This is a genomic window from Micromonospora chokoriensis (assembly GCF_000718555.1).
GTDB classification, from domain to species: domain Bacteria; phylum Actinomycetota; class Actinomycetes; order Mycobacteriales; family Micromonosporaceae; genus Micromonospora; species Micromonospora chokoriensis_B.
This window is the reverse complement of sequence record NZ_JOAN01000021.1, coordinates 30595-42368: the sequence shown is the minus strand read 5'-3', so window position 1 is coordinate 42368 and position 11774 is coordinate 30595. Positions and strand designations below refer to the sequence as shown.

The 11774-nt window shown below is 71.1% G+C and carries 10 protein-coding genes; 5 read left to right on the top strand and 5 right to left on the bottom strand.

Features of this window, described 5'->3' with window-relative positions; genetic code table 11:
* Positions 1–7 precede the first annotated feature (7 nt).
* Positions 8–1078 carry a hypothetical protein gene (locus IF46_RS0125175; protein ID WP_232234158.1) on the top strand — a complete coding sequence of 357 codons (1071 nt, stop codon included), beginning with the start codon at positions 8–10 and terminating at the stop codon, positions 1076–1078.
* Between the two features lie 44 nt (positions 1079–1122).
* Here the strand turns inward: IF46_RS0125175 and IF46_RS0125170 are convergent, their stop codons facing one another.
* Complete coding sequence (locus IF46_RS0125170) at positions 1123–1632, bottom strand: DUF6912 family protein (protein WP_030490853.1); 510 nt, start codon at positions 1630–1632, stop codon at positions 1123–1125.
* Positions 1633–1851: 219 nt separating this feature from the next.
* On the opposite strand from IF46_RS0125170, the gene IF46_RS0125165 reads away from it, so the two are divergent.
* Both IF46_RS0125165 and IF46_RS0125160 read left to right on the top strand, forming a co-directional pair.
* Positions 1852–2079, top strand: a complete 228-nt coding sequence (locus IF46_RS0125165) for a helix-turn-helix domain-containing protein (protein WP_030490852.1) — start codon at positions 1852–1854, stop codon at positions 2077–2079.
* Positions 2080–2298: 219 nt separating this feature from the next.
* Entirely contained in the window at positions 2299–2892 is a 594-nt protein-coding gene (locus IF46_RS0125160) for an Rv3235 family protein (protein ID WP_030490851.1), read from the top strand.
* An 80-nt stretch (positions 2893–2972) separates the two neighbouring features.
* Here IF46_RS0125160 and secA read toward each other — a convergent pair whose 3' ends face one another.
* The gene (gene secA, locus IF46_RS0125155) at positions 2973–5894 is read right to left on the bottom strand and encodes a preprotein translocase subunit SecA (protein WP_030490850.1); all 2922 of its coding nucleotides are present in this window, start codon (positions 5892–5894) and stop codon (positions 2973–2975) included.
* A 168-nt stretch (positions 5895–6062) separates the two neighbouring features.
* On the opposite strand from secA, the gene IF46_RS0125150 reads away from it, so the two are divergent.
* The gene (locus tag IF46_RS0125150; protein ID WP_030490849.1) at positions 6063–7214 is read left to right on the top strand and encodes a GNAT family N-acetyltransferase; all 1152 of its coding nucleotides are present in this window, start codon (positions 6063–6065) and stop codon (positions 7212–7214) included.
* Positions 7211–8323, top strand: a complete 1113-nt coding sequence (locus IF46_RS0125145; RefSeq protein ID WP_030490848.1) for a GNAT family N-acetyltransferase — start codon at positions 7211–7213, stop codon at positions 8321–8323. The genes IF46_RS0125150 and IF46_RS0125145 overlap by 4 nt, the downstream gene beginning before the upstream one ends.
* Positions 8324–8382: 59 nt before the next feature.
* Here the strand turns inward: IF46_RS0125145 and hpf are convergent, their stop codons facing one another.
* The 3 genes from hpf to IF46_RS0125130 form a co-directional block, all read right to left on the bottom strand.
* Positions 8383–9024, bottom strand: a complete 642-nt coding sequence (gene hpf, locus IF46_RS0125140; RefSeq protein WP_030490847.1) for a ribosome hibernation-promoting factor, HPF/YfiA family — start codon at positions 9022–9024, stop codon at positions 8383–8385.
* 246 nt (positions 9025–9270) lie between these two features.
* The gene (locus IF46_RS0125135) at positions 9271–9978 is read right to left on the bottom strand and encodes a ComF family protein (RefSeq protein WP_030490846.1); all 708 of its coding nucleotides are present in this window, start codon (positions 9976–9978) and stop codon (positions 9271–9273) included.
* Positions 9979–9982: 4 nt separating this feature from the next.
* Positions 9983–11761 (bottom strand): LpqB family beta-propeller domain-containing protein, encoded by a 1779-nt coding sequence (locus tag IF46_RS0125130; protein WP_051724163.1) that lies wholly within the window; start codon positions 11759–11761, stop codon positions 9983–9985.
* Between the last annotated feature and the right edge of the window lie 13 nt (positions 11762–11774).

The window sequence follows — 11774 nt, the reverse complement described above, 5'->3', positions numbered from 1 at the left end:
GGAGACGATGACCAAGCAGCCCGGCCGCGTCCCGGCCGCTGAGTCGGACGAGCCGACGGTCGACGCGGCCAGCGCCGACAGTCGGCCGCTGCCCGCGCCCGGCGCGGCAGTGCTCGCGCTGCTGGCGCTCGGGTGGCTGGCCGCCATGCTCTGGTCCACCAGGGAGGCCATCACCTCGGCGGCGGCCGGGGTCACCGCGATCAGTCTCTCCGCGTTCGCCCTGCCCGGTGTGATCTCGGCCGCGCTGGTGGCCGGGGCGGGCGTCGCGCTGGCCGGCGGCAACCTGCTGGCCCGCCGGTACGGCGACTGGGCCACCCTGCGCTTCGCCGGGGCGATCGGCGGCGGAATGCTGGTCGGGCTCGCTGCCGCGCTGGCCATCAACCTCACCTACTTCGACACGTCCACCACGAACGTGATCGCCGGCACCACGGCAGCCGCGGCGATCATCGGTGGGGCCCTGGCCGGCGCGCGGACCGCTCCGGCGATCGGTGCGGTGGTCACCGCCGCGCTGGGCACGCTGATCTTTGTGGTCGCGTTCAGCCGTGCCCGGGACCCGCTCTTCGACCTCTTCGGGTCCGGCGACAGCCAACAGTCGTTGATCGACGCGGCCAAGTGGGTGTCCCGGACCGAATCGCTCGTCGCCGGGCTGCTGGCTGGGCTGCTCGCCTTCGGCTACCTGACCTGGGCACGGCGTCGAGCCGTCCGCCGCGACCCCGAGGCCCCGGCGCTGCGCTGGCCGGCGTACCTGCTCGCCGGCGCCGGGCCAGGGCTACTCCTGCTGCTCGCCGAGGTGATCATCCGGGTCGGCGGCCGGTCCCTGCTCGACCTCGCCAGCGCGCTCAGTGAGGCGGACGCGGTGGCGCAGACCTCGCTGGGCACCTCGCGGGTGGACAACGGCATCTGGGTGCTCTTCGTGGGGGCGCTGACCGCGCTCATCGCGTTCGGCCGAACGCTCAGCCCGGCACCCAGCGACGACGACGAGCCGGCCGACGGCTCGACCACCGTCGCGGACCGGGTCGACCCGGAGGACGACGAGCCGAGCCCGGCCGAGGCATTCGACGCGGACCCGACCCGCTGACGGCTGACGGTCCGCTTCCGGCGCGTGTGGCGTCTGCGGCGTGGTCAGCTGGTGGCGCGCAGCAGCAGGTCCAGCTCTGACACGTCGTACCACTCCAGCTCGTGGTCCTCGGCGCCGTCGACGGTGAACTGGGCGTCGGGGTCACCGGCGGCCGCCTCGGCCACCACGTCGGCCGCCGCGCCGACCTCTTCGGCCGCGTCTTCGCTGTCCACGTGAATGGCCGCAACGGCACCCACCGGCACCACCTCGGCCAACGTCACCGTGCTGGAACCCAGCTCGCCATCGCCGCGCCCGAGCGCTCCCGAGGGCAGGTCGACCGAGACGACGACGCGACGGCGGGGAGCGGTCGGGTCGGCCCGGAGCAGGTGCAGCGCGTCCTGGGCGGCCCGGGTGAACGCGACGTACTCCAACTCCTCCTCGTCGCCCTCGGCGTACCACTCGCGCAGCGCCGGGGTCACGGCGTGCGCCTCGTCGGCGGCCAGCCCCTCCTCCCGCAGGCGGGCCAGCATCGGTACGGTCGCCGGCACGTACACCCGGACAATCTCGTCGGTCACCGGTCTTCTCCCCCGCGTCGTCCTCCACCGGCGGCCGCCGGCACGGGCGCAGATCATGCCGCACGCCGTGACCGTCATACACCCCGGCTCCGGCCGGAGGAAGTTGCCAGCCCGGTGTGTCCCGCCCGGCCGGTCCGCCACTGACCCGGCCCAGTGCTGGGTTGTCCGGGCTGTCGATGGCAAACTAAGCCAAACGACACCAACCCCGGGGAGTTTCCTGTGGAGCCGAGGTTCCTGCTGCTCTCCGACGTAGCCGCCGAGCTCAACGTGTCGGACTCGCAGGTCTACCACATGGTGCGCAGCGGCGAACTGCCGGCGATCAAGATCGGTGGGCGCGGCCAGTGGCGCGTGGAGCGCGCACGCCTGGAGGAGTACATCGCGCGCAAGTACGACGAGACGGCCGACTGGGTGCAGAGCAATCCGCTCGTCGACCGCGACCCGGAGTAGTTCAGAACCTCCCGTCGCCACCCGGGGCGTGATCGACTCGGCTTTACGGAAGTCGGGGCGTCGAGGGCATTCGGATGCCGCAGTATCAAGGAATCCGAGTGGATCATGCACTAAGCCGCCGGGGATCCCCATGGAGCCATTGACCGAGGCCGCTTCGTCACTCAGAATCGAGCTTGTCAAAGGCAAACGTAGGCAAACGCAAGATCAAAGGGGCCGACGATGAGCGGAGCGCGACCTGGTCCTTCCCGACCGCCCGTGCGGCTGCGCCCCGTCCCGCCGTTCGACCCGCCATACGTTGATGAGACCGACGGGCCGTACTGGCCGGCACCGACCGACGGTCAGCTCGCCCTCGACCTGTTCGCCTCCACCCGGCCCAACCCGGTCCGGCCGCCGGATCGGCGAGCCGCCCTACGTCCGGTGCCCAGCCGGTCCACCACCACCCACCCGGTCACGTCGTTACCGCCGGCGACCGCTCCGGAGTCCACCCGAGCCGCACATCGCTTTGTCGGCAGCTGCCTGGAGGTGGTCAACGGCTACCGTTCACCAGCCCAGGTGCGAGCGCTGCTCGACCCCGCCCGAGCGGGCGATTTGCTGGCCGAGCTGGCCCGCGCATCCGGCCGTGCTGGGGCATCCCGCCGCCGCGCCGGCCGGCCACTGGTCCGGCTGCTCCGCCTGCGAGTCTGCGAGCCGCGGGAGGCCGCAGTGGAGGCAGCGGCCGTCCTCACCGGCGCGGGCGGCCGGAGTTGGGCGATGGCGCTGCGCCTGGAGCATCTCCGGGGCCGCTGGCTCTGCACCGCTCTGCACGTCCTCTGACCGCACCTACGCCGACGGGCCCCGGCCTGATCGGCCGAGACCCGTCGATTACCGAACCCTGTCGGTGCAGATGCTGTCGGTCAGTTGCCGCCGTTGGGGGCACCGTGGCAGCGCTTGTACTTGCGGCCCGAGCCACACGGGCACGGCGCGTTGCGGGACGGGCCGTTCGCCTCCGCCTGGTTCGGTGCCGGCCGGCGGGCGGCCGACGGAACGACCGGGCCGCGCAGCCCGGAGGCTGGCCGCTGCGGAGCGGATGGTGCGTTCTGCCCCGGCGCAGCCGGAGCACCCGGAGCCGGTCGGCCCACACCGAGCGCCGGAGCCTGCTGCTCGGCCTGCTCCACGGCGACCGCGCCTGGGCTGGCCTCACCGTCGATGGTGGGCGCGGAGTATTGCAGGCCCTGCCGCTGCGGCGCCTGGTTGAGGCCCTTGGCCCGGATCTCGACCGGCTTGTCGAGCAGCGTGACCTCGTCGGCGCCCTCCTCCGGCTCCGGTTCGGTCACCTGGACGTCGACGTTGTAGAGGAAACCGACAGTCTCCTCCTTGATGCCGTCCATCATGGTGGCGAACATGTCGAAGCCCTCGCGCTGGTATTCCACCACCGGGTCGCGCTGGGCGTACGCGCGGAGGTTGATGCCCTCCTGGAGGTAGTCCATCTCGTAGAGGTGCTCGCGCCACTTGCGGTCGATGACCTGGAGCAGCACCATCCGCTCGAGCTGGCGCACCCCCTCGGTGCCGAGCTGCTCCTCACGCCGGTCGTACGCGGCGTTGGCGTCTTCCTTGAGCCGGGCCACCAGGAAGTCGGCGTCCATGCCGGCGCGGGAGCCGCCGGCCTCCTCCTCCAGCTCCTCGATCGTCACGCCGACCGGGTAGAGCTGCTTGAGGCTGGACCAGAGCTGCTCAAGGTCCCAGTCCTCGCCGTAACCCTCGGAGGTGGCACCCCGCACGTACGCCTCGACGGTGTCGTCGATCATGTTGCGGACCTGGTCGGACAGGTCCTCACCGTTGAGCACCCGGAGCCGCTCGGCGTAGACGACCTGGCGCTGCTTGTTGAGCACCTCGTCGTACTTGAGGACGTTCTTGCGGATCTCGGCGTTCTGGCCCTCGATCTGGGCCTGGGCGCTCTTGATCTGGCGGGTGACCATCTTCGACTCGATGGGCACGTCCTCCGGGATGTTGAAGCGCTCCATCACCGCCTCGACCGCGCCGGCCCGGAAGCGCCGCATCAGCTCGTCCTGCAGGGACAGGTAGAAACGGGACTCGCCCGGGTCGCCCTGCCGGCCGGCGCGACCGCGCAGCTGGTTGTCGATGCGCCGGGACTCGTGCCGCTCGGTGCCCAGAACATAGAGGCCACCGGCCGCGGAGACCTCGTCCGCCTCGGCGTCGCAGGCCTGCTTCCACTTGGGAAGGACCTCCTCCATCGCCTTGGCGTACTCTTCCTCGTTTTCCAGCGGGTCGAGGCCGCGCTGACGCAGCTCGTTCGCGGCGAGGAACTCGGCGTTGCCGCCGAGCAGGATGTCGGTGCCGCGGCCAGCCATGTTGGTCGCCACGGTGACCGCGCCCTTACGCCCGGCCTGGGCGACGATCTCGGCCTCCCGCGCGTGGAACTTGGCGTTCAGCACGTTGTGCGGGATGCCACGTCGGCGCAGCAGCTGGGAGAGGATCTCGGAGTTTTCCACCGAGACGGTGCCCACCAGCACCGGCTGGCCCATCTGGTGCCGCTCGGCGATGTCCTCGATGACGGCGTTGAACTTGGCCTTCTCGGTCTTGTAGATGACGTCGGGCCGGTCTTCGCGAACCATCGGGCGGTGGGTCGGGATCGTCACGACGCCGACCTTGTAGACCTTGTTGAACTCGCCGGCCTCGGTCTGCGCCGTACCGGTCATCCCGGACAGCTTCTCGTAGAGGCGGAAGTAGTTCTGGAGGGTGATGGTGGCCAGGGTCTGGTTCTCCTGCTTGATCTCCACCCCCTCCTTGGCCTCGATCGCCTGGTGCATGCCCTCGTTGTAGCGACGGCCGTGCAGGATGCGACCGGTGAACTCGTCGACGATCAGGACCTCACCGTCGCTGACGATGTAGTCCTTGTCGCGCTTGTAGAGCTCCTTGGCCTTGATCGCGTTGTTGAGGTAGCCGACCAGCGGGGTGTTCACCGACTCGTACAGGTTGTCGATGCCGAGCCGGTCCTCGACCTTGGCGACACCGCGCTCGGTCACCGCGATGGTGCGCTTGGAGTGGTCGACCTCGTAGTCGCCCTCGCCGTCGGTGCCGGGCTGGAGCCGGCCGACCACGCCGGCGAACTCGCCGTACCAGCGGGCGGAGTGCTCGGCCGGGCCGGAGATGATCAGCGGGGTGCGGGCCTCGTCGATCAGGATGGAGTCGACCTCGTCGACCACCGCGAAGTTGTGCCCGCGCTGCACCAGCTCGTCCTTCGACCAGGCCATGTTGTCGCGCAGGTAGTCGAAGCCGAACTCGTTGTTGGTGCCGTAGGTGATGTCGCACTCGTACGCGGCACGGTGCTCGGTGGCTGGCCGGTTGGGCAGCACCACGCCGACGGTCAGCCCGAGGAACTCGTGCACGCGGCCCATCCAGGCGGCGTCGCGCTGGGCGAGGTAGTCGTTGACCGTGATCACGTGCACGCCCTTGCCGGACAGCGCGTTGAGGTAGACGGCCATGACCGAGGTCAGCGTCTTACCCTCACCGGTCTTCATCTCGGCGATGTTGCCGAAGTGCAGCGCCGCGCCGCCCATCACCTGGACGTCGTACGGACGCTGGCCCAGCACCCGGGCGGACGCCTCGCGGGCCACCGCGAAAGCCTCCGGCAGCAGGTCGTCGAGGGTCTCCCCATCAGCGAGCCGTTCCCGGAACTGTTCGGTCATGCCGGCCAGTTCCTCGTCGCTGAGGTTGACGTAGTCGTCCTCGATCGAGTTGACGGCGGCGGCGATGGCCTTCAGCCGGCGCACCATGCGGCCCTCGCCTGCGCGAAGGACCTTTTCCAGAATCGACACGGATCAACGCTCCCCTAGACGGTCTCGAACCATCGTAGGCGCTCCACCGGCGTCATGGTCACTGGTAGCGGCGGTCCATGGCACCGAACCCGACATAACTCACGTACCAGGTACGCCGAGGACGTTATCCAGTTACGCCGTCGGCGAACGTTGCGGCACGATGCACGGGTGGAGCCAGCGGAGATCACCGAGGACGGGGTGCTGCTACGGCCCTGGCGGGACGCCGACGCCGACGCCGTACACAAGGCATGCCAGGACCCGGACATTCAGCGCTGGACGCGCGTGCCACGCCCGTACCTACCGGAGCACGCCCAGGGTTTCGTCACCGAGATCAGCCGCAGGGCCTGGGCGGAGGGCACCGGAGCGCCGTTCGCGGTCTGCGACCCGGTAACCGGCGAGCTGCTCGGTTCGGTCGCACTGATCTCGATCGACAAGGACGGCACCGGTGAGATCGGGTACTGGACGGCGCCTTGGGCGCGTGGTCGGGGAGTGATGGTCCGGGCCACCCGGGCGCTGGCCCGCTGGTCCTTCGGCACCCTCGGGCTTCGCCGGCTCATCTGGCAGGCCGAGGTGGGCAACCACGCCTCCCGGTTGGTGGCACTTCGGGCCGGTTTCCGGATCGACGGCCGGGTGCGGCGGGCCGATCCGCCGCCGCACGGCGGCGCGGACGGCTGGATCGGCTCGCTGCTGCCCGGCGAGGTCCCCGAGCCCGGGGCGACCGGGCCGGCCGGGCCGGGCACCCTCGCCGCCCGGCGGGCCGCCGTCTTCGGCCGCCCGCAGCCCGTCCTATTCGCCACGACCCTGGCCGGCGAGCTGCGGCTACGGCCCATGGAGGAGCAGGACCTGGACGCCGTGGTGCAGACCTGTCGGGACCCGGAGTCCATCCGCTGGACGACCGTGCCGGACCCGTACGAGCACGCCGATGCGCAGTGGTACCAGGCCCACGGCCGGGACGCCTGGGCTCGGGGGGACGCCGCCTGCTTCGTGATCGCCGACCCCGATGACCGGTACGCAGGCACGCTCGACCTGCGGCTCTCCCCCACCGACGCCCTGCGCGCCGACGTCGGCTTCATGACCGCCCCAGCGGCTCGTGGCCGGGGGTACATGCCGGCCGCGCTTGTCGCGCTCAGCACCTGGGGCTGCGCCACGCTGGGCCTGGCCCGCATCGAGTGGAAGGCGAACGTGGGCAACACCGCCTCCCGCCGGGTAGCGGAGAAGGCGGGCTTCACGTTCGAGGGGACCGCCCGGGGCGGAGTGCAGCACCGGGGCGAGCGGGTCGACGTGTGGGTGGCCGCGCTCCTCGCCAAGGATCTCGGATGAGCCCGTCGCAGGTCATCGAGGCGCACGGCGTACGGCTGCGGCCGTTCCGCGCCGAGGACATCCCCGATGTGGTCGACGGCTTGGCCGACCCGGTGAGCCAGCGGTTCATGACCGGCCTGCCTTCGCCGTACACCGAGGTCGACGCCCGCTGGTGGATCGATGCGGGCGCCCCGGCGGCCTGGACCGACGGCGGCGCGGCGTACGCCATCGCGGACCCCGCGACGGACCGGCTGCTCGGCACGGTGGGGCTGTCCAACCCGGTGCCCGCACGGGGGCAGGCAGAGATCGGCTACTGGGTGCGGCCGGCTGCGCGCGGACGGGGCGTGGCCAGGGCGGCGACCCGCGCGCTGAGTGAGCACGCGTTCGCCAACGGGACAGCTCGACTGGAGCTGCTCACCCACGCGGAGAACGGCCCGAGCCAGCGGGTCGCGGTGGCTGCCGGTTTCCGCTACGAGGGTTCGCGCCGGTCCGCCGGTAGCGCCCGGGACGCGGGACGGCACGACCTGCTGGCCTGGGTACGCCTCGCCGGCGACCCGCCCGCTCCGGCCCCCCGACTGCTACCCGACCTGCCCGACGGGGTGCTCACCGATCAGGTGGTGGCGCTGCGTCCGCTCGCGCCCGGCGACGCGGAGCTGATGTACCGGCTGCACAGCCGACCCGACGTGGTGGCGAACCAGGCTCCGCCCGTGCCGCCGACGCGGGAGGCGATCGAGCGGCGCTGCCGCCTCGCTGAGAGCGGTTGGCTGACCGGGGAGATCGCCCGGCTGCTGGTCACGGACGTGGCCACTGGTGCGCCGGCGGGCAGTTGCGGGTTGTCGTACACGGAGGTGAGCAGCGCCGAGGGATCGGTCGGCTACGCGCTGCTGCCCGAGTGGCGCGGCCGGGGGTACGCGACGCGGGCGGTCCGCCTGCTCGCGGGCTGGGCGTTCGGCCCGGTCGGTATGGCCCGGCTGACCGCCGGCACGGTGCCGGACAACACCGCGTCGCACCGCGTGCTGGAGCGGGTCGGGTTCCAGCGTGAGGCCGTGGCGCGGGGCCGGCTGCCCGGGCTGGCCGGGGCCCGCCTGGACGACCTGACCTTCGCGCTGCTACCGCCCGACCTGCGCTGACAGATCATGGAGTTGTGGTGGGGACAGACCCACCACAACTCCATGATCGACGCGGTCTGCTACCGGTCAGTGGCGAGGGAGATGATGCCGTAGTCGTACGCGTGGCGCCGGTAGACGACGCTGGGACGGCCGGACTCCTTGTCCTGGAAAAGGTAGAAGTCGTGGCCGACCAGTTCCATCTCGAACAGCGCGTCGTCGATGGTCATCGGATCTGCCGGGTGCACCTTCTCGCGGGCGATGTGCCACGGCTGGTCGTCGTACTCCTCCTCGACCCGCTCCGCGACCGCGGTGCCGGCGCGGGCGCCGTCACCCGGCGCGCTCAGCGCGGGGGAGACCAGGTCCGCGACCGGTAGGCCCGCGGTGGCCTCGGCGACGGAGATCGGCGCGTGCCGACCCCGGTGTACGCGGCGGCGGTCGGCAGCGCGGCGCAGCCGGGTGTCGAGCTTCGCGATGGCCGCGTCGAGCGCGCTGTAGAAGTCGTTCGTGCAGGCCTCGGCCCGCATGACCGGGCCCCGGGAAATGCAGGTGATCTCCACCCGCTGGCAGTGGTCGGCTTGGCGCGGATTGCGCTCGTGAAACAGCTCGACATCGACACGAATAAGTTTGTGGTCGTAGCGTTCGATCTTTGCGAGTTTCTCGGCTACGTGCACCCGGTAATGGTCCGGCACTTCGACGTTTCGGCCCTTGACCACGATGTCCACGTGACCTCCCTTGTTCGGACGGTCTTCGATCCGGTTTGCCCGGCCGCGCGCCGTGGGGAGACCCGCTGGCGTCGACCGGTTGGTACGGCTACGCCTCCTCTCACCGCCGGGGGCGGTTGGAACGACCTCCTACCCCCGACAGCGAAACGCTAACTCCTGTTTGCCCGGCAGTCACCCCATGTTGCCGAGACGGCCCAGGATTTTTCGCACCTCATACACCAACGGGTGAAACGGAAACACGATCGGTTACGACTGGAGTCTTTTCTCGGTCGCCGCGAGCACCACGGCGACACTCGGTGCCCATCCCGTCGCGGTCAGCACCCTGGCTGCGGCGGCCAGGGTGACGCCGGTGGTGACGATGTCGTCGAGCAGCACCACGGCCGGCGCCGCGCCGACGGCACGACCCCGGGACGGCCCCGTCGAGCGAGGTTGGAAGGCCGCCTCGGCCGCCGCCGCCCGCCCGGCGCTGTCCAGGGTGACCGAGTCGGGCCGGGGCAGCGCTCGCAGCGGACGGTGCACCCGCACCGCCCAGCCGCCCCGGTTGAGCCGGGCCGCGCAGTGCCGGGCCAGCCGGTCGAGGTGGTCCCCGTAGCGGGACCGGGCCGCCGCCGCGGTGTCCGGGACCGGGACCAACGCCAGCGGACGAGCCCCGCCGACGGCCGCCGCGACGACCTCGGCGAGCAGGGCGCCGAGCGGGCGAGCCAGGCCGTGCCGGCCGTGTTCCTTGTACGCCAGCAGAGCCTCCCGCAGCGGGCCGGCGTACGGGCCGAGCGCGACGCAGGACGGCAGGCCCGGCGGGGCGGGGGTGGGACGGACCGACCGTGGGCGCAGTGCGTCAAGCGCCGCGACACAGACCGGGCAGACGCCGTGCCGCAGGCCGGGACGCCGTTCCCGACAACCGGCGCAGTCGGCGGGCAGCACCAGGTCGGCGAGGTCCGCCCAGAGCCCGCTCACCGTGTCAGTAGAGGAAGAACGGTGCCGACGGGTTGCTCGGCCGGATACCGGCCGGCACCGGGGCGATGTCGCGTACCCGGGCGGGCTCGATGCGTTCGAACGGGCTGCTGCGGTAGGCCACCCCGTTCGCCTCGTACATGTAGGCCCCGCTGGGCACCCGCACACTGCGGTTGGTCGGGTACGCGGTGAGGTGACTGACCTTGGCACCGAGGTCGGTCCTCAACGGCGTCTCCAGGGCACCGTCGACACTGATCTCGTAGATCGCCGGCTGACCGGCGGACCCCGCCACCACGAGCTGATCCTCTCTGCCCCAGTCGACCGCCGTGAGGCCGGTCAGCGAGGTGACCAACTGTCGGGGCGGGCCGATGGAGACCCCGCCGCCGTCCAGGTTGACCGCCGCGACGTAGAGGCGCCCGCCCACGACCAGCGCGACCCGCTGGCCGTCCAACCCGGCGGCGACCGCCGTGACGTCGGCGGAGGGCAGGTTGAGCGGCACCGGATACATCCGGGCCATCTCGTCGAACCGGTAGAGCTGCCCGTCGGCCACCACCAGGCCGCGACCGGGGCGGGAGTCGACGGTACGCAGCCAGACCGGGCGGCTGATCGCGGAGTACTCGGTGCCGCTGCGGCTGAGCACGGAGATCGGGTCGGCGCCCGTGCCCACCGCGAGTCGGTACCGGTTCTTGCCGGTGCCGGTCACCACCATCGCGGCGAGGATGCGCCGGTCCTTGGCCAGCCCGAGGCTGGCGGAGACGACGTTGCGGTTGGCCTCGGACGTCAATGGCACCGTGCCGCTGGGCTCACCGTCGAAGTCGAGCGGGTGGATCACGCCGTCGTACACGCCGAACCGCTGGGGGCTGGCGGTGTTCGGGTAGAGCTCTCGCGAGTTTCGGCGCTCGCTCAGGTCCACGACGGGTTGCGGGTTGTTGCGGATCTTCAACTCCAGCTGGCCCGGCAGGTCGCCCAACGACCAGGCGATCTGCGTGATCAACTGGTCGATGCCGTTCTGGTCGTCATCGGACATGTCCAGGTTGACCTCCCACCGACCGTTCCCGCCGGTGGCGTTGTTGATCATCTCGGTGCGGTCGGGCAGCCCGACGACTCCCGGGCGCAGCCAGTCGGACGGGCCGCCGACCAGCCATTTCACCACCTCGTTGACCCGGCGCTCGTCTGGCACCGCCTGTGGTCGGTAGCGCTGGTCGGGCACCAGGCGGGTGCGGTCGGAACTCCAGAAGTAGATCGTCTCGTCCTGGTAATACTGTCGAAGGGCGATTTCGCTGAGCAGCAGCACGTTCGGCGGGTTGATGACGTACAGGCCGGCCCGCTCATCGTTGAGGCCGCCGTTGAACGACGCGCTACGCAGACCGAACTCGTACTCCGTCTCGGTCGCCACCGGTGGAGCGAGGGTGCCGTTGGCCCGCAGCACACCGATCTGCTGCACGGTGATCTTCACGGTGGTGGTCGAGTCGCTGTTGAGGGTGTAGATCGCCTCGCGCAGCCGGACCACGTTCAGCGCGACCTCGCTACCCTTCTTGTCCTGCAAGCGGATCTTGTCCTCCGGGGCGATGAACCCCTTGACCCGCTCGTACGCCCGATCCGGCTCGCCGGCGGCGGCGGACAGGAAGTTACGCACGAACGCCTCGTTGACGCTGCCGCTGGCCGTCCGCGTCGGTGGCTCACTGCCGCGGCTGATCACACCGGCCTCGGTGGCGGCACCGCCCTTGCCGTCCACCCGCACGTCGGACGCCGCCGGGATGCCGCAACCGGCACCCAGCAGCACCATCACGCCGAGCGCG